General features: G+C 37.5%; 22 protein-coding genes. 8 read left to right on the top strand and 14 right to left on the bottom strand.

The genetic code is table 11. The features are described from left to right. Positions 1 to 5 precede the first annotated feature (5 nt). The 4 genes from STA7437_RS01230 to STA7437_RS01215 all read left to right on the top strand — a co-directional run bounded on the left by STA7437_RS01230 (position 6) and on the right by STA7437_RS01215 (position 5,248). Positions 6 to 1,022 (top strand): DUF1822 family protein, encoded by a 1,017-nt coding sequence (locus STA7437_RS01230; protein WP_171815435.1) that lies wholly within the window; start codon positions 6 to 8, stop codon positions 1,020 to 1,022. A 695-nt stretch (positions 1,023 to 1,717) separates the two neighbouring features. Then, a complete protein-coding gene (locus STA7437_RS01225) occupies positions 1,718 to 2,368 on the top strand; it encodes a class I SAM-dependent methyltransferase (RefSeq protein ID WP_015191548.1) in 651 nt (216 codons plus the stop codon). A gap of 254 nt (positions 2,369 to 2,622) precedes the next feature. Beyond that, complete coding sequence (locus tag STA7437_RS01220; RefSeq protein ID WP_015191547.1) at positions 2,623 to 3,798, top strand: transposase; 1,176 nt, start codon at positions 2,623 to 2,625, stop codon at positions 3,796 to 3,798. 121 nt (positions 3,799 to 3,919) lie between these two features. After that, entirely contained in the window at positions 3,920 to 5,248 is a 1,329-nt protein-coding gene (locus tag STA7437_RS01215) for an RNA-guided endonuclease InsQ/TnpB family protein (protein ID WP_015191546.1), read from the top strand. Here the strand turns inward: STA7437_RS01215 and STA7437_RS01210 are convergent. The 6 genes from STA7437_RS01210 to STA7437_RS01185 all read right to left on the bottom strand — a co-directional run bounded on the left by STA7437_RS01210 (position 5,219) and on the right by STA7437_RS01185 (position 10,038). Beyond that, a complete protein-coding gene (locus tag STA7437_RS01210; RefSeq protein ID WP_015191545.1) occupies positions 5,219 to 5,905 on the bottom strand; it encodes a HEAT repeat domain-containing protein in 687 nt (228 codons plus the stop codon). The two genes, STA7437_RS01215 and STA7437_RS01210, sit on opposite strands and share 30 nt — an antisense overlap. Continuing rightward, on the bottom strand, positions 5,902 to 6,738 hold the full coding sequence (locus tag STA7437_RS01205; protein WP_015191544.1) for a HEAT repeat domain-containing protein: 837 nt from the start codon (positions 6,736 to 6,738) through the stop codon (positions 5,902 to 5,904). The genes STA7437_RS01210 and STA7437_RS01205 overlap by 4 nt, the downstream gene beginning before the upstream one ends. A gap of 289 nt (positions 6,739 to 7,027) precedes the next feature. Beyond that, positions 7,028 to 7,921: a phycobilisome linker polypeptide gene (locus STA7437_RS01200; RefSeq protein WP_015191543.1), complete on the bottom strand. Its 894-nt coding sequence runs from the start codon at positions 7,919 to 7,921 to the stop codon at positions 7,028 to 7,030. Positions 7,922 to 7,979: 58 nt separating this feature from the next. Continuing rightward, positions 7,980 to 8,804, bottom strand: a complete 825-nt coding sequence (locus STA7437_RS01195; RefSeq protein ID WP_015191542.1) for a phycobilisome linker polypeptide — start codon at positions 8,802 to 8,804, stop codon at positions 7,980 to 7,982. Between the two features lie 136 nt (positions 8,805 to 8,940). After that, positions 8,941 to 9,429, bottom strand: a complete 489-nt coding sequence (cpcA, locus tag STA7437_RS01190) for a phycocyanin subunit alpha (protein ID WP_015191541.1) — start codon at positions 9,427 to 9,429, stop codon at positions 8,941 to 8,943. A gap of 90 nt (positions 9,430 to 9,519) precedes the next feature. Then, positions 9,520 to 10,038, bottom strand: coding sequence for a phycocyanin subunit beta (locus tag STA7437_RS01185; RefSeq protein ID WP_015191540.1), 519 nt, complete (start codon positions 10,036 to 10,038; stop codon positions 9,520 to 9,522). Positions 10,039 to 10,439: 401 nt separating this feature from the next. Here STA7437_RS01185 and STA7437_RS26395 point away from each other — a divergent pair, with 401 nt between their 5' ends. Continuing rightward, on the top strand, positions 10,440 to 10,604 hold the full coding sequence (locus tag STA7437_RS26395; protein ID WP_171815434.1) for a hypothetical protein: 165 nt from the start codon (positions 10,440 to 10,442) through the stop codon (positions 10,602 to 10,604). Positions 10,605 to 11,102: 498 nt separating this feature from the next. Here STA7437_RS26395 and STA7437_RS01180 read toward each other — a convergent pair whose 3' ends face one another. The 3 genes from STA7437_RS01180 to STA7437_RS01170 all read right to left on the bottom strand — a co-directional run bounded on the left by STA7437_RS01180 (position 11,103) and on the right by STA7437_RS01170 (position 13,288). Then, complete coding sequence (locus STA7437_RS01180; RefSeq protein WP_015191539.1) at positions 11,103 to 11,849, bottom strand: phycoerythrobilin:ferredoxin oxidoreductase; 747 nt, start codon at positions 11,847 to 11,849, stop codon at positions 11,103 to 11,105. 12 nt (positions 11,850 to 11,861) lie between these two features. Beyond that, positions 11,862 to 12,596 carry a 15,16-dihydrobiliverdin:ferredoxin oxidoreductase gene (locus STA7437_RS01175; protein ID WP_015191538.1) on the bottom strand — a complete coding sequence of 245 codons (735 nt, stop codon included), beginning with the start codon at positions 12,594 to 12,596 and terminating at the stop codon, positions 11,862 to 11,864. Between the two features lie 110 nt (positions 12,597 to 12,706). Further along, complete coding sequence (locus tag STA7437_RS01170; protein ID WP_041619077.1) at positions 12,707 to 13,288, bottom strand: phycobiliprotein lyase; 582 nt, start codon at positions 13,286 to 13,288, stop codon at positions 12,707 to 12,709. Positions 13,289 to 13,482: 194 nt separating this feature from the next. Between STA7437_RS01170 and STA7437_RS01165 the strand changes: the two genes are divergently transcribed. Next, the gene (locus STA7437_RS01165; protein ID WP_015191536.1) at positions 13,483 to 14,058 is read left to right on the top strand and encodes a DUF2062 domain-containing protein; all 576 of its coding nucleotides are present in this window, start codon (positions 13,483 to 13,485) and stop codon (positions 14,056 to 14,058) included. Between the two features lie 400 nt (positions 14,059 to 14,458). Here STA7437_RS01165 and STA7437_RS01160 read toward each other — a convergent pair whose 3' ends face one another. Both STA7437_RS01160 and STA7437_RS01155 read right to left on the bottom strand, forming a co-directional pair. After that, on the bottom strand, positions 14,459 to 15,874 hold the full coding sequence (locus STA7437_RS01160; RefSeq protein ID WP_041619654.1) for an aspartate ammonia-lyase: 1,416 nt from the start codon (positions 15,872 to 15,874) through the stop codon (positions 14,459 to 14,461). A 437-nt stretch (positions 15,875 to 16,311) separates the two neighbouring features. Beyond that, on the bottom strand, positions 16,312 to 16,860 hold the full coding sequence (locus STA7437_RS01155) for a superoxide dismutase family protein (RefSeq protein ID WP_051036015.1): 549 nt from the start codon (positions 16,858 to 16,860) through the stop codon (positions 16,312 to 16,314). A gap of 233 nt (positions 16,861 to 17,093) precedes the next feature. Here STA7437_RS01155 and STA7437_RS01150 point away from each other — a divergent pair, with 233 nt between their 5' ends. After that, a complete protein-coding gene (locus STA7437_RS01150) occupies positions 17,094 to 17,324 on the top strand; it encodes a hypothetical protein (RefSeq protein WP_015191532.1) in 231 nt (76 codons plus the stop codon). 139 nt (positions 17,325 to 17,463) lie between these two features. On the opposite strand, the gene STA7437_RS01145 is transcribed toward STA7437_RS01150, so the two are convergent. From STA7437_RS01145 to murC, 3 genes are all read right to left on the bottom strand, one after another. Next, a complete protein-coding gene (locus STA7437_RS01145) occupies positions 17,464 to 17,802 on the bottom strand; it encodes a YbaB/EbfC family nucleoid-associated protein (protein ID WP_015191531.1) in 339 nt (112 codons plus the stop codon). A gap of 92 nt (positions 17,803 to 17,894) precedes the next feature. Next, positions 17,895 to 18,785 carry a UDP-N-acetylmuramate dehydrogenase gene (murB, locus tag STA7437_RS01140; RefSeq protein WP_051036086.1) on the bottom strand — a complete coding sequence of 297 codons (891 nt, stop codon included), beginning with the start codon at positions 18,783 to 18,785 and terminating at the stop codon, positions 17,895 to 17,897. A 201-nt stretch (positions 18,786 to 18,986) separates the two neighbouring features. Then, positions 18,987 to 20,456: a UDP-N-acetylmuramate--L-alanine ligase gene (gene murC / locus STA7437_RS01135; protein ID WP_051036085.1), complete on the bottom strand. Its 1,470-nt coding sequence runs from the start codon at positions 20,454 to 20,456 to the stop codon at positions 18,987 to 18,989. Positions 20,457 to 20,869: 413 nt separating this feature from the next. Between murC and STA7437_RS01130 the strand changes: the two genes are divergently transcribed. Then, a complete protein-coding gene (locus tag STA7437_RS01130) occupies positions 20,870 to 21,889 on the top strand; it encodes a type I glyceraldehyde-3-phosphate dehydrogenase (protein WP_015191528.1) in 1,020 nt (339 codons plus the stop codon). The last annotated feature ends 110 nt before the right edge of the window (positions 21,890 to 21,999 follow it).

Raw genomic sequence — 21,999 nt, 5'->3', positions numbered from 1 at the left:
TAAAGATGATGACAGATTCGTTGAAAATTCAAATTTCTTTGTCTGTAACTGCTCATACTTATGCAAAGCAGTTTAGTAGTTATCAATCAAATTCTCAAAAAACCAAGCAAGTTTATTTAAATACTTTGGCGGTTTATGCCGTACACAACTATTTAAATTATTTGGGCTGGGAAACTAGTTTAGAAACCAGCGATAGTTGGAATCCTTTGCTCCAAAGTTTAATGAATATAGCTGATTTAGATTTAGTTAATTATGGTAAGATAGAGTGCCGTTTTGTCTTACCAAATCAGCAATGGGTAGAAATTCCGGCTGAAGTTAGTTCCGACAGAAGCGGTTACATTATCATACAATTTCACGAATCTCTTAGACAGGCTACTTTACTAGGATTTGTAACTGAAGTTCAAAATAATAGAATAACTCTCAATCAATTAAAATCTATTGATTGTCTACCATACCATTTGAGCCAACTTAGACGAGTTAATCATTCAGGAACGCTATCTAAATTATCTTCTTCAACTATAGTAGCGAAGCCTAAAACTGAAACAAATCAACCAATTAATTTGGGTAAATGGTTAGAAGGAAGATTGGAAACTGGTTGGCAACCGTTGGAAGAGTTATTAATACCAACAAAAGTTATGGCATTTAGAAGTATCGATCAACTCCAACCACCAAAAGAACCTCTTTTATCGGGAGTTAGTCGTTTTAAAATTTTAGAGTTGAGTCCATTGCCCAATAGCAATAACGGAGTGCAAAAACTTTCTCTTGCTTTAATTTTAAATATTAGTTCTCTTTCAAACGAAGAAAAAGATATTTCTGTAAAAATTTATCCTGTCAATCAGCATACTTATCTTCCTCAAGGACTAGAAGCGTTAGTATTGAACGAACAGGAAATTCCGATTATGCAAGTGCAAGCTGATCAGACTGAAACAATTGAATTTCGTTTTAGTGGCAAAGAAGGAGAATTTTTCAGTATTAAAGCATCTTTACCTAATTGCGATCGCATAGAAACTTTTGTCATCTAACAAAATAGATTTTAAGCTAATATTAGTCTGTTGTCACAATCAACGTGACTACTCTCGTAGGCTAAAGCCATACGAGCTTCCCAAACTCACGATTGGGCTTTCCTGCCCTAAGCCACTTATCTAGAGCAGCCTCTTGACTTACTCCCCGACAGTACAACGCGGACATCACGAGCGTCTGAGGAAACCTCAGACGACGTGTCCTTTGTTTGACAGGCAATTTCTTTCCCCCAAAGTCCTTGGGTACTATGAATCGAGTTTATTCAATTTCATTACGTTTCCCTGAGTTTGCACTGTTCACCACGCAACTAAGGCGTATTCGTTCGTGTCAATCACGTTGGGCGAATCCCAATACGAAGGTTCAATTCAGGCTCATGCCTTACGACCAAGTTTATTATATAACGACAAAAACCCGTTTTATATGAAAATTTTGTGTCTAAACCGTAAAGTTGTTGCGCTCGTTTTCATCCCCTAGCCTAAAGGCATAAGGGAATTCCCACTCGCATTTTTAAAATCAAAAACTCTAAATTTGAATCTATTCGCTTGCATTCAGAATAAAGCTTTTGCACAGACGTAAAACTTCGCATCTCTACAACTTCTGCCTTTTTGAATAGTTATTCTTCTGGATAACTCACCAGCATTGAATACTTAATATTTTGTAATATATTTTCTAGAGAAACTATAACTACTAAGATGATATGCTGCTGCGACCAGAACAAAGAACTAAATTAGATGAAACTAGCGATCGCGATTTTTATGCCTTTCCTCGTTTTGTGACTCATGTTGACGAAGGATTTATCGATCAATTAACTAATCTTTATCGCGAACAACTTCAACCTCAAACTCGGATCCTCGATCTAATGAGTAGTTGGGTATCTCACCTTCCTGAAGAGATGGAATTTGCCCATGTAGAAGGTCATGGAATGAATGAAGAAGAATTAGCCAAGAATCCCCAACTAAATCATTATTTTATTCAAAATTTAAACCAAAATCCTCAATTCCTCCTAGCTGATGCCGATTTTGATGCCGTACTAATTACGGTTTCGGTACAGTATTTACAATATCCCGAAGCCATTTTTAGCGAAATTTACCGTATTCTCAAACCAAATGGTATTACCATCGTCAGTTTTTCTAATCGAATGTTTTATCAAAAAGCGATCGCAGCTTGGCGAGATGGCACAGAAAGCAGTCGTGTAGAATTAGTCAAACAATACTTTCAGTCGGTGTCTGGTTTTTCTTCTCCAGAAGTCATTGTCCGTCAATCTCCTGTTCCTACAATGTTAAGGATGTTGGGGTTAGTCGGTGGCGATCCTTTTTATGCCGTAATTGCCAGAAAAAAAAGTAATTAGCTTCAACTTTCTTTCGTAAGGAGTCCCACGCCTAGACGAAGTCAGGCGATGCGGACGGGGCGTATGAACTGCCGAATTCACTTCGGCCTTCCCGAAGGGGAGGGGCTGTGACTCGAATTCAATTCGAGTCCCTGTAAGCCCCGTCGACCGGAGGTCGGACAGCTTACAAGGGTAGGTTTTTTACAAAGGGAGGAGTAAAAGCTCAGAAATAAGGTAAAAGTATTAAGAGAAGTAAATAGTATAGTTATCATGAGATGAAATTAAATCAACATCTCAAAGATTGGAAACAGATTGTCAGTCAAAAATTTCCAGACCTGAGTCTACCTCAAGTTTCTGGATTAGCAACCTGGAGTTTTGGAATGGTAATGACACAATCAAGCAGTCTGACTAAAGTTTCCACGTTAATTGCCAAAATCAATCAGGAGAAAGACAATACGGTACGCCAAAGATTGAAAGAATGGTACAAAGAAGAAACAGCCAAAGCCAAAACAGGGAATAAAAGAGTATCTCTGGAAGTAAAAGGCTGTTTTGCCTCATTACTAAAATGGATTGTCGATTTACTACCTCAAAGTAATCAAGAGTTACCAATGGCATTAGATGCCACCAGTATCGGTCAAAATTTTGTAGTTCTTTCAATCAATGTTTTATATCGAGGTAGTGCCATTCCTATAGCTTGGAAAGTGGTTAAAGGGACAGACAAAGGTAGTTGGAAACCGTACTGGAAAGAACTGTTTCAATCTCTCAACAATGTTGTGCCGACAGATTGGAAGGTAATCGTTAGTGCTGATAGAGGATTGTATGCTCCTTGGCTATACGAACAGATTGTGAAATTAGGTTGGCATCCGTTTTTACGAATTAATCACCAAGGTCAATATCGACGACAAAATTCATCTTTATGGTATTCTCTATCAACAGTTGTAACTGATGCTGGCGAGAGTTGGTCTGGACGAGTGACTTGCTTTAAAAGCAATCAGATTGATTGTACTCTTCTAGCTCGATGGGATGAGGGTTATACTGACCCTTGGTTAATTCTCACGGATTTAAAATCAACTGATGCTGATATTGGTTGGTATGGATTTCGCTCTTGGATTGAATGTTCCTATAGAGATGTCAAAAGTGATGGTTGGCAATGGCATAAAACTCGTCTTTTGAAAGCCGAGAGAGCCGAACGTCATTGGTTAGCAATGGCAGTGGCTATGCTGTGGATGGTTACTCTGGGTGGAGAACAGGAAATTTCCTCTAAGGATGAATTAATTGGCGATCGCTCTTTAGCTTTTGAACCCACTCCTACTCGTCAAATCTCTTGTTTTCTTAATGGTTTGTTAACTATAGTAGCGCGACTGCTCAATGGTCAGTCTGTCGCTCTTGGTCGTTTGCTTCCTTTCTCTTTCAATCACTTCAGCGATTTGGCTTTTTCTGATTCTTCGTAGATTGTAAAAAACCTACCCTTGTAAGAGGTCGGACAGCCCCTCAGGAATTACGAGTTAGGTCTTAACTTTGAACCATTATTCACGATATTTTTGGATTTGAAATTGTCGTGAAAACTAAAGTATGCACCAAATTATCACTGCCAAGCTGAAACTTCATACCAATACCGAGCAAACACTTTTGCTTCGTGAAGTTTCTCTTGCTTATCGTGATGCTTTGAACTATACTTCTCAACGCAATTTTGAGAATGGAAAATCAGCTAATGGAACTAAAATTCAAAAATTAGTCTATCTGGATTTACGTTCTAAGTTTTCTCTTCCTTCCCAAATGGCTTGTAATGTCCCTAGACAGGTTGGAGCAACTTATAAGGGATTATTAACTAAGCTTAAACAAAATCAAGAAGCTATTAAAAAAGGAAAAACTAAAAAGAAATTTAAAGGACTCGATCAAGCACCTAAATATGTTTCTAGAACTTGTAACTTAAATTATTTACGAGATTTTACTTTTAAGAATAATCAACAAGTAAGTCTGATTACACTTAAAGGACGAATTATTGTTAACTATTCTGGGTACAACAAGCATCTAGAACTAATCAAAAAAGGTTCACGTATTAAAGGAGCTAAAATCTATTACTCAAAGCCAACTAAAACTTATTATTTATTAGTTAGTTTGCAAATTGAACTACCTGAATTAAAGCCTACTGATTTAAAACAAACTGTTGGTGTTGATGTTGGTAGAAGATTTTTGGCAGTTACTACTGATTTAAACAATAAATCACAATTCTTTTCTGGTAAGGAGATAATACACAAAGCAAATAAATATCAAAGAGCTAGAAAAACTTTACAGCAGAAAGGCACTCGTTCAGCCACACGTAGATTAGTAGCACTATCTGGACGAGAAAGACGGTTTACTGCTGATACCAATCACAAAATTAGCAAGCAAATAATCAAGCCGAATACTCTATTTGGGCTAGAGGATTTGACACATATAAGAGAAAGAACTTCTCCAAAGAGAAAAGGTAAAAAAGCATCTAAAAAACCAAAAAAAGCTCAGAGAAAACAAGCCAAATGGTCATTTGCCGAATTACATTTTTTCTTAGATTATAAAGCGGTATTTGTAAAAAGTTTAGCTATTAAAGTTGATGCTAATTATACTAGTAAAATGTGTCCAAAATGTGGTCATGTGAGTGACAATAATAGACCAAATAAAGGCTTAATTTTCCATTGTGAAGCTTGCAATTTTGAACTTCATGCAGATTTAGCAGCATCCAGAAATATTGCCTTAAGAACGCTTCTTTTTCGACAAGATTGGGAGAGAACGGGCATTTTGTCAGTATGCCCAGATGTATCGAATGTTGAAGCCAAAGCAGAACGTCTAGATAGATATTCTGAATTGAGGTGGAGTTCAGATACAAGCCCACGCTTACTCGTTAGGGAAGCGATGGGTAGTTGACGCTAGAGTGCTTATGCGAATCTGAGCTAATTGAGCGCGAGCGCGAATTACTGGTTCTGGTTCGGTAGTAATTAATTCCTGAAATTTTGCGGTAATCTTCTCGATCAATTGAGGTTGAGTTTCCCTGACAGCTTCAGCTAGAGCTTGTAAACCGACTACGGCAGCATAACGAACTACCCATTCTCCATCTTGTACAACTAACAGCAAAGTTGACAATACTTCTTGTTGTGCAGACATTCTTGGCTCAGGAGCTAATTTTGACCAACGAATGATTCCTAATCCTCTGGCAGCAGCACGACGAACACTTTGAGAAAAATCGCCAACTGCTGCTTTTAACAAGATATCTAGAGTAGAAGGCTCGCCGATTCCGGCAAAAACTCTTGTAGCCCAAGCTCTTGCTCCATAATTATACTCATCGAGATTGTTAATTAAATAAGGTACTACAGGTTCACCTAGGGCAATTAAACCTTCAACCGCAGCTACCGCTGCACCTGGGTTATTATAGCTTAAGACTTCTACTAAAGTAGGAATCGCTTCAGGCGATCGCACTTCGACCAGATTTTCTACTGCGCTTAACAAACTATCTGCTGAGTCAGCTTGATTAACGGCTGCAATTAATTGTTGAACTTGGTTGATGGTTGATGATTGATGATTCATAAAAGAGAATCCATTAGTTTCATAATTTTGATACTTTCTGGAGATAAATCAGCACCATTGCTTTGTAAATCAGTTTCTAATAAACCTTTCAGCGAGATTAACTTCATGCTATTTTCTGCCAAAGTTTCTGCGATCGCTTCTGCTGCGGGTAAGTAACCAATTGCTCCCAAATCCATCAAAGCGGAACGTCTTAGTTGTAGATCCTCTCCTGTTAAAGCTTGGCTCAATCTTTCACCATAAACCGATTCACCAGTCAACTGATACATGGCTCTAGCTGCTGCATATTGCACTTTAGCAACATCATGTTGAGTAAATGGTTCAATTAATTCAATAGCTTCGGTTGCACCCAAACTTCCTAAAGCTTCAATGATTGCTTCATAGGGTTGAACTAAATGGGGTTTGCCTGGTACTAACTGTGCTGCTGCTACACCACCATCTAGTAATTTAATTAAAGCAGGAATACAACTTTGATCTGCTAATTTTTCTAAAGCTTGAGCAGCAGCTTCCCTCACATAAAAGTCTGGAAATTCTAAACAACGAATTAAAGGAGATACTGCTCGTTTGTCTCCTAATTTACCTAACGCTCTAGCTGCATTACGCCTCAAAGGATAACCACCATCAGGAGCGCGATCGCTTTCGTCTTCTAAGGCAATTAAGAGCGCGTCAATTACTTCTGGTTTTCTTACTCGAAATCGTCCTAACCACCAAGCAGCATAGTAACGCAAACCTAAATCTTGTTTTTGCAGCAGATTAGCGATCGCCTGCTCAACAGTTAAAGCAGCACTGTGATCAGAGGAATTATCAGTAACTAATTCAGAATTAAAATCGGACATAAGTTGGCGGGCTAATTCATAGTTATAAAACAGAGAAAGAAAAAGAAAGCGGGTGCAGCAGAAGAGAAATAAGACTGTTTATTTTATCTATGGCACTACGTATTTAGGTTAGGACACACAAATCTTGTCAGGGCGAGAGCGCCAATCGCCCCTAAGATTTATAATAATGTCCTCATCTTTGTTTGTACTGCTAGATCAGCTATCAACAAATCTAATTACCCAATAAATATAATGAGGCTGAAGTAATCATCATCCTTCAACCTCTAATTTGATTCAGCAATCTTTAATTTTAATCTAGACTAGCAGGAGTAACGCTTGCGATTTTGCCACCTTGACGGTTGATTCGTTGGAGTGTTTCGTTAAGCTGTTCATAAGGTACAAAGAAAGCTTTACTAGCACGACGAACTTTAGGATAGCCAGATTGAGCCATTCCTGCTACTTCAATGCGATAGATGCGACTAGCTGTGCCAAAAGGTACAGTACCGCCCAAAGCTTTGGTAGGAGTTAAACCTGTTCCTAAAGCACGAGCTTTAGAAGGAATATAAGCCCATCCTCCACTACCATTAGAAGGAGCAATGACAGTAGAAGCAGTATTTTGACCTAGTTCATTAGCCAGACGAGGAACTCCAGTTTTGTTTTGAGCGCGATCGCTATTGGCATAACCGCGATAAAGTTGAAACATTCTAGTAAAACCAACAGTTTTTTGTCCTAGTTGAGTTTCAAAACCGCGATAGTAGGGAACAATGTTTTCGCCAAAGTTCTCTTGATATTCATTACTGTTGAGATAGGAATCAATATCTGCCTCGTAACCTTCATTTTCATAAAGGTCAAGATGATAGATTATTTCTGATTCATCATAAGGAGCGCGTCCCAACAAATGTTTAAAGTTTAGTTCAATTGTTCGAGTTTGAAAATTGTTGTAAAAAAACTTAGACTTATATAGTTCTGACTTGGCAACGCTACGAACAAATTCTCGAACGCTGATTTGACCGTTGGTTAACAGCGATTCAGCACTGTTCAAACGCTCGCTAGCCATAATATAGTCATTACCCAGAACTTGGCGATAGACAGCACGAATCACAAGCTGTGCTTCTTCTGGTTTCCAATTGGGACGCAATTCTATCTTATTATTGTCACTAAAACCAGATACACCAAGACGAGAGGCTGCTGTAGTAATAGCCATCCGATCTTCTCCTTGAAAAAGAATTAATTAAAATTATGTAAATTACCAGTTAGTTAATTTAAGCAGGGGTAATACTGGTTACTTTGCCACCTTGACGATTGATCTGTTGTAACTTCCAAGACAACTGTTCGTAAGGGACAAGATACTCTAAGTTACTGACGCGGTATTGAGGTGTTCTTGTCAATTTTGGTGCTTGAATTACCCGCAAGCGATAGAATTGACCACGACTACCACCAGAAGTACCTGCGATCGCATTTCCTGTAGAACCAATATAAATTGGTGAGACTGTATTTTGGATTACTTCTCGGTTCAAGCGTGCTTGTTTGCCGTTACCGATTTGAGCTTTATCACTATTAGCATATCCTCGATATAGTTGGAAAATGCGACTAAATCCAACCATTTTATTATTTCCTTCTGTCGCAAAACCGCGATAATGAGGAACAATGTTTTCGCCAAAATTCTGTTGATACTCATCCGAATCTAGATAAGAATCAATTTCAGCTTCATACCCACTTTGATCGAGTAATGCGCTATGAGCAGTCATTTCTTCATAACTTTCAGGCGCACGACCAAGAAAATGCTTGAAATTAAGTTCAATTGCTCGATAACGAGGACAATTATCAAAAAAACGGCTGCGATAAAGTTCAGATTTTCCTAATTGTCGAACAAATTCTCGAACAGAAATATTGCCTTGTTTAAGTTGAGATTCGGCTACCACTAAGCGTTCACTTTCCATCACATGGGCATTACCCAACACTTGACGGTATATAGCTCGAATAATAACTTCTACTTCTGCTCCCTTTTCATTAGGAAATAGTTCTACTGAAGCCGATTGAGCAAAGGGTTCAATTCCTAATCGTTGTGCTGTCATTAAGCTGGTCATTTTAGATTACCTCTCCGTTTATTTTCGGATATAACAAGACCTGGAAAGACAAACAATCATTAACCCTATTGCTAATAACCGTTTACTTTTCCAGGTCACAAACAATCTCTAAACCTTGGGAAGCAATTTTAGCTGACTAGCTTAGAGCGTTAATTGCATAATCGATATAGGAGTTAGCTTCTGAAGCAGCATCACCACTTAAACCATGATTAGCTTTGATGTACTTGAGAGCTTCAACATACCAGCTTGGAGATAAGTCAAAAGTGCTGTTGATTTCAGCAACCCCAGCAATTAAGTATTCATCCATAGGGCCAGTACCACCAGCAATTAAGCAGTAGGTAACCATGCGGAGATAGTAGCCGATATCACGCGCACACTTAGCTTTACCTTCTGAGGTAGAAGCATAGTTACTGCCTTGCATTTGAGTAGTGTAGGGGAATTTGTTGTAGACAGCTTGGGCTGCACCGTTAACTAAACCTTGAGCGTTAGAGGATAAAGCTCTGGCTGCTTCTAAACCACTTTTAGCTTGACGTAAACGTCCGAAAGCAATTTGTAATTCGGTGCTGCTGAGGAAACGACCTTGAGAATCTGCTGCTGCTACTGCTTCTGTTAATGGGGTTTTCATGATTTAGATTTCTCCCTATCTTGTGCAAAGTTTTCTAAAAATGTTGCTGGAAGTTTTCCAACGAAGGTATTTTAATTGAGTTCTCTAAAATTAGCCTACTGCTGCTGCTGCTTGATCGAAGTAGCCAGCAATTTCAGACATTAAGGAACTGCAATCACCTTGAGTGATTCCGTTGGGGTCGTTAGCAATAGCGATCGCTGCGTCTTTCATTTTTTGTACGCCAGCAGCTACAGAACCACCAGGAACTCCTAAAGCTACATAAGTTTCACGTAAACCATTGAGACAACGGTCGTTGAGTACAGAAGCATCACCAGTGAAAGTAGCATAAGTTACATAGCGTAAGATGATTTCCATATCACGCAAGCAAGCTGCCATACGACGGTTGGTGTAAGCATTACCACCAGGAGCAATCAACTGAGGTTGTTCAGCAAATAATGCACGAGCAGCATTAGCTACGATAGCCGAAGCACTACCAGTAATGCGGTTAACAGCGTCAATGCGTTTCAAACCATCTGCAACTACTTTGTCGAGAGCATCTAGTTGAGATGAGGAAACATAATCGCCACGAGCATCGGCTTGAGATACAACCCTAGTATATGCGTCTAACATTTAATCAATCTCCTAATTATCTTGAGTTTGAATGTTTAACTTCAAATGATTTGTCAGCTAAATCGCTGAAGATAGTCTAAAGCAGACTCTTGACCACAACATTTGTTAAAGCTTCTCCAGCGTAACGCTTAAGAGTATATTTTTTTTAAGCTAGCTAAAAAAACTTTACATTCCAATAGCAAACCTGAGAAAGTTGGCTAGTGGTTGTTTTGGGCATTGCTTAGCAGCATTTACCCCTCAGATATCTTTTATACAACGACGTTGTGCATTTATTTGTTACATCTTGTTAAATTTTTACTGGTTTAATGAGTCTGCTGATTAACACCAGATCAATTGCACACCTCACGTGATTTAGCACGTTGTCTTGCTTGATCAAGCCTTAACTAAACTTAACAAAAATCATGCTTTTGTCAGAATCAATTCCACAAGCATTTGAGCTTGATTCTATTGACTATCTAACAGCAGACTTAAGTCATCAAGTGCTTTTTAGGCAAAACTGCCATCTTATAAATCACAGCGACAAAAAAGCAGCGCAGGGGATGGCTGCGCTTTTTAGCTGCAATTAATGTATTTATCTTTCAAGGTACAGAAACAATTTTTTGACTAAGTTTAGGTTTGGGACACAACTTAACAGTTTGGCAGTTTTTGCTTTTGAAAAACCCACCTCTAAGCTGTCCTGATAATTGCTTCTCTTCCTGTAGTAAAAAACAAAATTTAAACTAGCTAGACTAGAAAATTTTATCTTTTACTACCTTTTATTTGAATTATACTTAGATTTTTATTGAAAGAGAATAATTACTATCTAAACCTACTGTGGTTAATTTTAAATTAAGCTTAAGTAAGCTGTTTCTTTGTTTAGTTAACTCTCTTAATAAGATATCTAGTTTCAGTAAATAAAATCTTTCTACTTTCTCTTTTTGTAAAAAACAGTAACATTATGTAATTTTTTTAAGATGTTTTGGAGTAATTTGCCATACTAAAATTGAGACAAATAAATATTAATAAATCAGATTAAAATTTACCAATATTTTAGTTGCCTAATTAACAAAAAAACTAATTATAAATTATTTTGTTAATGCCAATTTTCTCTCTAGATCGAAGAGAAAACCATGAATATATTCTTCAGTCCATTCCTCACCATACAAACGAGTAAACATTCCTCTAGCCGGATCTTTAGCTGCACGATAATTAAGGTAACGTTGTTGGGCTGCTAAAATTTCTGCTAATCGTTGTGAATCAGTCACTGGTTGAGCTACTTGAACAAAATCAAGATAAGCTTGCAGATAATCACAAAAAGCTTGAAAAACTATAGTTTGTACTATTTCTGTTCTTTGAGGACGAGTCCATAAAAAAGCTGGTGAAAAGAAAGCTTGAGCTTCTTGAGGAAAATCCCCACCCCATTCCAAGCTTTGTTGATATTTGTAAAAAATAGGCAGAATTGGTTCAGTATATTTTTTTTGATAATCAGGATCGTCGCGAAACAACGGCTGCATATCAAGAGCAATGAGATGTCCTCCTGGTAAAGTGACTAAATCAGCCCCAAAAAAAGGTAAATCATAGATAGGGTGGGGAAAAATGACAAAATTAAGTACTTGTAAGGAATTACCACCTTGAACATGGGCTGCTCGAATCTGCCTTAGTTTAGAAGATTGAAAAGCATGACTAGTAGTAACAACTGGTTCAGCTTTTTTTCCTTTTCCCATCATTCCTTCTTTCGATTCAAAACCAGCAGGAATTGGATAAGGTTGTAAATCCAACCGCTCTTGCAAAATTGCGATCGCGTAATCTAAAAAAGGTTGATATAAAGTCATGATGATCAGTTTTTATCGGCTACCAGAAGGAACAGCTAAAGGTACTGCATCTTCAAACAAAAATTCATATAAAAAGCGTTCTGCCCATTCTGAGCCAAAATAGCTGCTAAATAAACCATGAGCAGGGTCGCGGTCTGCGCTATATTGATCGTAATCTTGTTGAGCTTTGATAATACGCTGTACTTGCTCTGGAGCGGTAAATTGTTCGGCTGACTCTAACATTTGCCAATAAAGTTGAATATATTCTTGATAAGCAGGAAAGAGTCGATTAACTACTGTATCGGCATCAGTTTTAGCAAAGAGAAGATACTTAGAGAAATATTGATTAGCATCATAAAACTTCATTTCTAAGTTTTGCGCTAACTCATTATATTTATCGCGAACTGTTCGCATTGGTTCGATATACTTATCTAAATAAGCGCGGTCGCGAAATAAAGGTTGAAAATCCAAGACTACCAAAATTTTTTTCTTACCAAAGGAAAGAAAATCTATTCCTAGTAAAGGCATTTGATAATTGTGACTGGGATACATGACACTGTTAAAAACCTGGGCAGTTTCACCAGCATCAATGTAGGTATAGCGGATTTTTCTCAGTTGAGGACATTGATAACACCAACTTTGGATAGTTGCTTGGTTTTTTCCGCGATCGCTTAGATTGGATTCTAATCCAGCAGGAATCGAACGACTACTCAAATCGAAACGACTGAATAGTTCTTCCTCTAAGTATTCTTTAAAAGGCTGAAACATAGATTACGGCTCAAGATACAAAAGCTCTTTTCGAGGATAAAAAATATCTACTAAATCAGTCTCATTTCTTAAAAACAAAGCAACAATCCGTAATATTTTGGCTCAGTTCTTTAAAGTCGGGTTTGATGATTTTGCCACATTTTTTCTAAAGCATTAGGAGAAACACAACGACGCTCGGAACAGTAAGTAACTAAATTGATTCCATTCATCATCCGAGTAGTACCAACTCGTACTCGAAAATCATCGGTAATAAACCAGCAACGTTCCTGCCCCTGATTATTGTCATAATCAGTATTGATAGTCAAAATTCCATCTTGACCAAACCAATAACGACTGGTAACAGGAATACCTTCGACATATCCTTTATTGCGGATTAATTTTCCTGTCAAATTATTCTGCTCATCAGGAATATCGATCACCACAGCAGCATAATTAGGATTAGGTTCATCTTCATCCGTAGTTGCTAACCAATTAAAACTTGCTCCTCCCATCGCTTTAGCAGGATCAATTCCTTGCAGTTGACATACTTCTTTGACTCGTGGATCTTCTTTTTCAATAACTTTGACAATTAGATTAGATTCTCCTGATTCATTAGCCACAACATCAAAATGATGAACATTTCTTTCTATAAACCAAATACCTTCACTTTTGCGAAAAAAGTCCATCATGGTCATAGGTGGTTTGAAGCGCATATTTTTAAACTTAAATTAATTACCAATTAGCAATATATCGTTTCTGACCTGAATAATTACGACAAATTTACGATTAATTTAGGCTGTTAATCTACATTTTGATAGATTTTGTTTTATTTTATTGATATTAAGATTTAGTTATTGTGTAGTATTTAATATATTAAAAAATTAAAATTAATTTGTGAATATTTTAAATGAGTGAATTTACCCCGAAAAGGAATTCGCCTAGCTCCAATATTTGTTTGCCAAAAACAACCAATTTAGTGCGTTCGTCTAAACGTCAACGAAGTTGGTGGTTTAAATACTTTCGTCTTTTTCATCTACGTCTTTCTCGTCTACGGGGTAAACCAGAATCAATTGCTAGAGGATTATCCGTTGGTGTTTTTGCTGGAAGTTTTCCTTTTTTTGGTTTACAAACTGTGATTGGCGTAATTTTAGCTACTTGTTTACGTAGTAGTAAAATAGCAGCAGCAGCAGGAACTTGGATTAGCAATCCTCTCACTTATGTTCCACTATATATATTTAATTATAAAGTGGGAAAACTGCTGTTAGGTCTTGAAGAACAACCAGGGTTAACTTTAGATCTTGATTCTTTTTCTTCTTTTATGGAGTTGGGTTTTAGCTTTGCTGCAACACTTTTAGCTGGTTGTTTAGTTGTGGGAATTGTCTTAGCAATTATTACTTATTTTGTAAGTATTCATTTTATTAAACGCTGGCATAAACGTAATCTCAAAAGCAAGAAAAAAAGATTGAAAAAATTTTATTTATAGCTATAAACAGTTATCAGTTATCAATCGACTATCAACTATTAACCATTAACATTCATACCAGGGAAATGAACTGTCTTTCATCAATCTGAGAACCGCTAGTTAAATGTTTGACAATAATGTCAAGCTTACGATTACATTCCTTGACTTCTTGCTTAATTTCTTCAAAATCTTGATCTACTCTTTCAAAAGCTTCTCCTATCTAATCAGAAGGATCGACAACAGTATCTAGTTCATGTTGCCCGTATTCTAATTTGGAAATTCGTCGTTTTAATTCGGCTATTTCTCGAAAAAGCTCACTAATTCTTTTTTCTGTCATTCATTCAGAATTACTGGATTTATTCTAATTCTAAATAGTTTGAACGCAAATGGAAAAGTTTACTTTTAATTCCAAACTTGGCAACTAATTTGTTTGGGGTAATTGACTCATTTTTTCTAAGTCTAATACTTGGGCTAATTCTGCTTCATTCATTAATCCTTTTGCTAAGACAATTTCTCTGAGGGATTTACCAGTTTCTAAAGATTCTTTGGCGATCGCAGCAGCATTAAGATAACCAATATGAGGATTAAGGGCGGTTACTAAAGCTAAACTTCCTTCGGCATATTCTAAACAGCGATCGCGTTTAGCCGTAATATCAGCTAGACAGAATTTACTTAATACTGCAATGGTATTACCCAAAATTTCGATGCTGTGAATAAGATTGTAAGCAATTAAGGGCATCATTACATTTAATTCCAATTGTCCCGCTTGGGCAGCTAGAGCGATCGCACTGTCGTAACCCATCACTTGAAAGCACACCATTGAAGTCATTTCTGCCATCACAGGATTGTATTTTCCTGGCATAATCGATGAACCAGGTTGAACGGGTGGTAATTGGATTTCTTTAAAACCAGTTTTGGGACCCGAATCCATCAGCCGTAAATCGTGGGAAATTTTGACTAAATCTTGAGCTAAATTGCGTAACGCTCCAGAAACACTGACAAACGGACTCATACTCTGCATTGCTGCCATTAGGTGAGGAGAAGGACGTAAAGGTTTACCAACTAACTCAGAAAGAAGTTGAGCTACGCGATCGCAATATTGGGGATGAGTATTTAATCCCGTTCCTGCTGCGCTACCACCCAAACCAAGGGCATATAAATCTTGTTCGGCGGTAGTAATTCTTTTGTGGTGATCGCTTAAAATGTGCGCCCAAGCTCGAAATCCTTCTCCCAATCGTACTGGTACTGCATCTTGGAGATGGGTGCGACCAGATTTTACTATATCTTGAAATTGATCAGCTTTTTGTTTCAGAGTTGCGATCGCTTCGGTTAGGGCAGGATATAAACTATGTTCTAATGCCAACAGACTCCCAATCCTAATTGCTGTAGGGATGACATCGTTAGTAGATTGACCATAATTAACATGATCGTTAGGATTCACCTTTTGATAATTGCCCTTTTCTGTTCCCAAAATCTCCAAAGCACGATTAGCTAGCACCTCATTAACATTCATGTGGTGAGATGTACCCGCACCAGCTTGATAAATATCGACTACAAACTGTTCGCGTAACTTGCCTTGTAGAATTTCATCCGCAGCTTGAACAATCGCTTGACTAATCTCTGTTGAAATACAACCTAACTCTCCATTAGCGATCGCAGTAGCTTTTTTAATTAATAAACAAGCATCAACATAAGTAGACAAAGGTTTAATGCCACTAATCGGAAAATTTTCTGTTGCCCGTAGCGTCTGAATTCCGAAGTAAGCATCCACAGGGATTTGTCTTTCTCCCATAGAATCCTTTTCAATTCGATAATTAGAGTTGCCAGCCTGATTCATAACGCGATCGTCAAAAGTTCGGTAGAGACTATCAAAATATACCATCTCTTTTCAACGAATAATCTGGTCTAACCTTAAATCTCTTTAACTCAGATTAAATTAATGTGACAATCAAAAAGGTGGAACAAAGTCTTTTACCCGATCTAATTTCAAACGTCATCCTAAGAAATAGGGATATTTGGGAGATGGGCTATGTCGAATTATCATTCAAGGGGATTTATCAACCGCATCATCACAACTTTTATGCTGGTAGTTGTACTGATTGCTTGCGAAAAAATGCCAGAAAATCAAACCTCAAATAATCGATCCAGTAATCAAATTCAAGTTGAGCAATAACAATCCTGTTTAACATTATCAGTTTCCAGCAAATTTTAAGTTAAATAGCAACTAGGAAACATATGTGCAAAATGATTAACTCAACTTCTGCCTCCTGCTGTTTAACCACCTCCAATTACACCACAACCAATCCTGGCACCAGAATTCCCTGTCGGTTGAGTAGCAAAATCATCAGGGTTGGCATGAACCACCAAAGAACGTCCCATCACAGAATAAGAACTATCAGCTAAAGTTAACCCAGGATAGACTTGATCGAATTTAGCTACACCATCTTCAGCAGCATAAATATTTCCTAAATCTCCTCCATGAGCGTGTTCAAAACCGTGAGAAAGTAAATGTCCGTGTTGTACTCCAGCCGGATTAAAATGACCACCAGCATCATCTGCATCATTGCCACAACTTCCATATTCATGGACATGAAATCCATGTTCGCCAGGAGTAAGATTAGCAATCGTTCCAGTAATTCTTAATCCCTCCGCTGTCTCGGTTAATACTACTGTTCCTGTAGTGTTGGGAGATTGGGATGTACCACTAATGGTTGTTTGTAAAGCGGAAGTTTGGGCTAATAATAAATGATTAGAATAATTAGCTAGGGTCAATGTAAGTATAGTAGCTGTGGTAGCAGCACTTAGAGATGCATATTTAAGCAATGATTTGTATCGAGTTAAGAATTTGAACATCAAAATAACTACCTTGCAGGTAATAATAGATTTTTTTCAAATCTAAAAAGCAAGGGAGAATATTTAGGGAAGAGGGATGAACAGTTATCAGTAGAGACGTAACATATTACGTCTCTACAGTTATCGATTGACTACATTTTTGAAGGAGTCTAACTCACGTTAAAATCGATTGATAAAGATTAAGTTTTAGGAAATAACCAATCATGACTGAAGCCTCAGAATTCAATCAAGTAACTGCTGAAGAGATAGCAGAAGTTATTGCTGAATTTGAACAATATCGGGAACGTTTAGTTAATGAAACTTTAGCCACAGCCCAAAAAGCCAAGATGTCTAAAAATAAAGTAATGACACAACTAGAACCCCAATTAGCGGATATCGATGCCAAATTAGAGTTTCTCCGCCAGCAACAAGCAACTTTAACTACTAATAACTAATCAATCGTTGATGAGTTTGAATTGATTAGCTAAATTTTATTTTTGATTTATCTTTAGCTTGGCTTGATGCGATCGCCTATGTTAAAATACAGAGTAAGCACCGCCTACTAACGGCGGTGTAATGAGAACTCCAATTAGTTTACATTCCAGGTAGATTTAAACCATTGGTTAATTCTTCCATGCGCGATCGCATTGTTTCAGTGGATTTGATGTAAGCATCTTGCATTGCTACTGTGACTAATTCGGAAAGAGCTTCTGCACCTTTAGCCACAGCATCAGGAGAAATTTCGACGCGACGAGGTTCTTGATTGCCACTCATAACTACTTTGACTAAACCATCGTCACTTTGTCCCTCGATCTCCATTTGTTCTAATTCTGCTTGGAGTTTTTGCGCTCCTTGCTGAACTTCTTGGGCTTTTTTAAAAGCTTCGGCAAGCTCTTTCATTTTACCTAGGGGACCAAAACCTTTTCCTACCATATTGTGATTATTTATTGTTTAAACTACAAAAATTCGACTGAGCTATCATTATAGTTTTAAAGCGATTATGTCTGTTGAAGACTTGGATTGATTTAAAATTCTCCTATCAATTTAACTTCTGGTTCTAAAGACACTGACCAATGATATTCTACTTGTTCTTGAATGTAACGAATTAAATGAAAGATATCACTGGCTGTTGCCTGACCACAATTAAGAATAAAATTGGCATGACGATGGGCTATTTGAGCATCTCCGATTGTATATCCTTTTAAACCCAGTTGTTCGATTAGCCAACCTGCTGCATGAGGTTGAGGATTACGAAATACGCTACCACAGCTAGGTAAATGATAGGGTTGAGTTGTCTTACGTTGTGTCCAATTACGGTTAGACAAGTCCATGATTTCGGCTTTAGTAAAACCTGGTTGCAGTTGTAATGTCGCTCGCAACACCATCCGCCGATCCCCTTGTAAGTTTGAGGTACGGTAAGCGTAATCTAAATCTTCTACGGTCAATTCTTGGATTGTACCATCAGGAGCAAGAACGGTTGTTTTGACTAAAATGTCGGCTAAACATTGATTGTGCGCCCCTGCATTCATCACGACAGCACCGCCTACTGTGCCAGGAATACCGACTGCCCATTCCAATCCTTTTAAGCCTCGTTTGGCTGCTTTCCACGCTAAATTAGCAATAGGTTCACCTGCATCTGCTGTTAGTTGTCCTGTTTCTACATCGAAGTTGTAATTACGGAAGTACCGAGTTGAAATCACTAAACCCTCAATTCCGCGATCGCTTATTAGTAAGTTTGAACCTGCACCTAACAGAGTTAACGGTACATCTTGAGCTTGATACCATTCAAAACTAGCTTCTAGTTCTGACCAATTTCTTGGTGCAGTATACCACTGAGCTTTGCCTCCTACTCGATAGGAAGTTTGATTAGCTAGAGGGACTTCAGTTTGAATTAAATCAGTGATAATTGAATTCATGGTAATTGCTAGTTCAGAAACAGGTTTAACTTTGGTCAAGAAACAAAAGAGATTTTTTAAGTATTTATACTTAAATTTTCGTAATCTCAGACACTTCTTGGCGAAGTCAAGACAACTTATGGAAGCAGAACTATTTAACCTTGGCTGACTAGGGGGATAAAAAAATGTTCCTTAACTTCAACGCTAATGTAACCGATCGCTTTACTTTTGGGTAGTATTTTCTGGTTGAGTATAGAGAATTAAGGTTTGGGGAATAATTTGATTGAGGTTACCAGCACCGAGAAACACTACTAAATCACCTGGTTGCAAGATTTGTTGATGCAGAAAACTGCTTAAAGAATCCAAAGAAGGATGATAATAGACTTGAGAGTGATTTCGTGCGATCGCTTCTGCTACTTGTTGACCTTCAATTCCGCTTTGATTTTTTTCTCCTGCACTATAAATATCTGTAGCAACAACTAAATCTGCATCACCAAAAGAAGTTGCAAATTCTTGCAGAAAAGTTTGGCTGCGACTATAGCGATGAGGTTGAAAAACAGCTATTACTCTCTGTTTATTCGCATCTTCTTGTATTTTTAAACGAGCAGCATCTAGAGTTGCTTTAATTTCACTAGGATGGTGAGCATAGTCATCAATAAAAGTAATATTATTAGCTTCACCACGATGTTCAAATCTTCGTTTTGTTCCAGAAAAACTAGCTAAAGCTTTGGCGATTACAGGAAATTCTAAACCTAATTTTCTCCCCACTGCTACGGCAGCTAAAGCATTACTAAGATTGTGTTTTCCAAGTAATTGTAACTGTAAATCTCCTAAATATTTTCCTCGTTCCCAAACTTGAGCCTGACATCCTTGATAATAATAAGAAATATCTTTTATTATATAATCTGCTTCGGTTTCAGGATTAAGACTATAACTAATATCTACTGGCAAATTGTGACGCACTACTTCATCATCAAAACAACCAATTAAAGTTCCACATTGTCGAGCAAAAGTTTGAAAAATTTGAACTACTTCTTCTAAACTTTCATAATGATCGGGATGGTCTAATTCAATATTAGTAACTATACCAATAGTAGGAGAATGTTTCACTAAAGAACCATCAGATTCATCTGCTTCTGCTACTAAAAACTCACTTTCCCCAATTCGAGCATTACCTTCCCACGCATCTACTTCACCCCCAACGATAATAGTAGGGTCTAAACCTGCTCTCAGGAGCATATAACTAATCATACTACTGGTAGTAGTTTTACCATGTGTTCCCGAAACTGCAATACTATAAGAATCAGCAATTAAAGCAGCTAAAAGATCAGAACGGTGAAAAATCGGACAACCCAATTCTAGAGCAGCTTGATATTCAGGATTATTAGGATTAATCGCAGTAGAACAGACAACTTGAGGTAAATAATTTGCTTTCTCATTTTGATGAGAATGTCTAGCGGAAATAGCAGCATTATTTGAATTGGTTTCTGGAATATTTCCTGCTAATAATACTGAAGAAGTTTGACAAATTACTTCAGTTTGATACTTAAAAAAGTTTAAATTTGCTGCTGTTTGAGAAGTAAAAATTTGAACTCCTAAACTTTGAAGTCTTTCAGTAATATGACTAGCTCGAAGATCTGAACCAGATACAGGTAGTTGTCGTTTAGCGACAATATAAGCTAAAGCTGACATTCCAATTCCGCCGACACCAATAAAATGAAATGGTTTGCCACTCAAATCTACTTTGTTCACCCTTAAATCTCCTTTTACACCACCAAAACTGTGGTTAGCGCGTTGCTCGCAATAATTACGGGCTATGATAACAAGATTTTTTTGGTCTATGTATAAGCAATTAGTCGCAAATTAGTAAAACTCTTTGATTTGTTAACACTCATCAAAAAATAAATAAATTTCTTAACGTAGAACAAAACTTCAAAGTTGTGAGTATTTTTAAGTATAAATTTATAACTTTAGGTAATGTTGATGTTTTCTGTCACATTAATCAATCAAATTTACAGTATTGAATTATTCAGACTTTACGATATGATGAGTCATATTAAGAATCTTTTAATCTATTCATCTAACAAAATAGAGGGCAAGACGCAGTGATTAGAGTAGCGATTAACGGCTTTGGACGTATTGGACGTAACTTTGTAAGATGTTGGCTAGGAAGAGAAAATAGCCAATTAGAATTGGTAGGGATCAATGATACTTCCGATCCTAGAACCAATGCCCATCTGTTGAGATACGACTCTATGCTGGGTGTTCTTAAAGGTGTTGATATCGAAGCTGATGCTAATTCAATAATTGTTAATGGTAAAACTATTAAATGTGTATCAGATCGTAATCCTCTCAACTTGCCCTGGAAAGATTGGGGAGTAGATTTAATTATTGAAGCTACTGGTGTTTTTGTTGATGAAGCCGGCGCATCCAAACATTTAGAAGCAGGAGCGAAAAAAGTCTTAATTACTGCTCCTGGTAAAGGTGGTGGTATCGGTACTTATGTAATGGGTGTCAACCACAAAGATTACGAACACGGTAAAGACAATATTGTTAGTAATGCTAGCTGTACTACTAACTGTCTTGCACCTGTAGTTAAAGTGCTACACGAGAATTTTGGGATCATTAAAGGCACGATGACTACTACTCATAGTTATACTGGTGACCAACGTATTCTTGATGCTAGTCACCGCGACTTGAGAAGAGCAAGAGCAGCAGCTATTAATATTGTTCCTACTTCTACTGGTGCTGCTAAAGCAGTTGCTTTGGTGTTACCAGCATTAAAAGGCAAACTAAATGGTATTGCTTTGCGTGTACCTACTCCCAACGTTTCTGTAGTTGATTTTGTAGCTCAAGTTGAGAAGAAAACTATTACCGAAGAAGTTAATGAAGCTTTGAAAAGAGCAGCCGAAGGAGAATTAAAAGGTATTCTTGGTTATAATGATTTACCTTTGGTTTCCTGTGACTATCGTGGTACTGATGAGTCTTCAATTGTTGATGCTAGTTTAACCTTAGTTATGGATGGTGACATGGTTAAAGTTGTTGCTTGGTATGACAATGAATGGGGTTATTCTCAGCGAGTTGTTGACTTGGCAGAATTAGTTGCTCAAAAATGGCAAGCTTAATTCATTGAATTACGGTTTAATCAATTACTTAATTCCCTTGATTGTGTGATGCGTCGGGGGAATTTTTATTATGTTTTTCCGGAGGAATAATTCATGAATTATCCCTCCGA

Origin of the sequence: Stanieria cyanosphaera PCC 7437, from assembly GCF_000317575.1 — a bacterium.
GTDB lineage: Bacteria > Cyanobacteriota > Cyanobacteriia > Cyanobacteriales > Xenococcaceae > Stanieria > Stanieria cyanosphaera.
This window is presented reverse-complemented; position numbering and strand designations above follow the sequence as displayed.

Coding starts and splice junctions, on each gene's coding strand:
- STA7437_RS01210 (WP_015191545.1), bottom strand. CDS start 5,905: ATGAATCATCAATCATCAACCATCAACCAAGTTCAACAATTAATTGCA.
- STA7437_RS01200 (WP_015191543.1), bottom strand. CDS start 7,921: ATGGCTATTACTACAGCAGCCTCTCGTCTTGGTGTATCTGGTTTTAGT.
- STA7437_RS01145 (WP_015191531.1), bottom strand. CDS start 17,802: ATGGTAGGAAAAGGTTTTGGTCCCCTAGGTAAAATGAAAGAGCTTGCC.
- STA7437_RS26395 (WP_171815434.1), top strand. CDS start 10,440: ATGCTTTTGTCAGAATCAATTCCACAAGCATTTGAGCTTGATTCTATT.
- cpcA (WP_015191541.1), bottom strand. CDS start 9,429: ATGAAAACCCCATTAACAGAAGCAGTAGCAGCAGCAGATTCTCAAGGT.
- murB (WP_051036086.1), bottom strand. CDS start 18,785: ATGAATTCAATTATCACTGATTTAATTCAAACTGAAGTCCCTCTAGCT.
- STA7437_RS01215 (WP_015191546.1), top strand. CDS start 3,920: ATGCACCAAATTATCACTGCCAAGCTGAAACTTCATACCAATACCGAG.
- STA7437_RS01220 (WP_015191547.1), top strand. CDS start 2,623: ATGAAATTAAATCAACATCTCAAAGATTGGAAACAGATTGTCAGTCAA.
- STA7437_RS01165 (WP_015191536.1), top strand. CDS start 13,483: ATGAGTGAATTTACCCCGAAAAGGAATTCGCCTAGCTCCAATATTTGT.
- STA7437_RS01180 (WP_015191539.1), bottom strand. CDS start 11,849: ATGACTTTATATCAACCTTTTTTAGATTACGCGATCGCAATTTTGCAA.
- STA7437_RS01185 (WP_015191540.1), bottom strand. CDS start 10,038: ATGTTAGACGCATATACTAGGGTTGTATCTCAAGCCGATGCTCGTGGC.
- STA7437_RS01160 (WP_041619654.1), bottom strand. CDS start 15,874: ATGAATCAGGCTGGCAACTCTAATTATCGAATTGAAAAGGATTCTATG.
- STA7437_RS01175 (WP_015191538.1), bottom strand. CDS start 12,596: ATGTTTCAGCCTTTTAAAGAATACTTAGAGGAAGAACTATTCAGTCGT.
- murC (WP_051036085.1), bottom strand. CDS start 20,456: ATGTCAGCTTTAGCTTATATTGTCGCTAAACGACAACTACCTGTATCT.
- STA7437_RS01195 (WP_015191542.1), bottom strand. CDS start 8,804: ATGACCAGCTTAATGACAGCACAACGATTAGGAATTGAACCCTTTGCT.
- STA7437_RS01230 (WP_171815435.1), top strand. CDS start 6: ATGATGACAGATTCGTTGAAAATTCAAATTTCTTTGTCTGTAACTGCT.
- STA7437_RS01150 (WP_015191532.1), top strand. CDS start 17,094: ATGACTGAAGCCTCAGAATTCAATCAAGTAACTGCTGAAGAGATAGCA.
- STA7437_RS01170 (WP_041619077.1), bottom strand. CDS start 13,288: ATGCGCTTCAAACCACCTATGACCATGATGGACTTTTTTCGCAAAAGT.
- STA7437_RS01205 (WP_015191544.1), bottom strand. CDS start 6,738: ATGTCCGATTTTAATTCTGAATTAGTTACTGATAATTCCTCTGATCAC.
- STA7437_RS01225 (WP_015191548.1), top strand. CDS start 1,718: ATGCTGCTGCGACCAGAACAAAGAACTAAATTAGATGAAACTAGCGAT.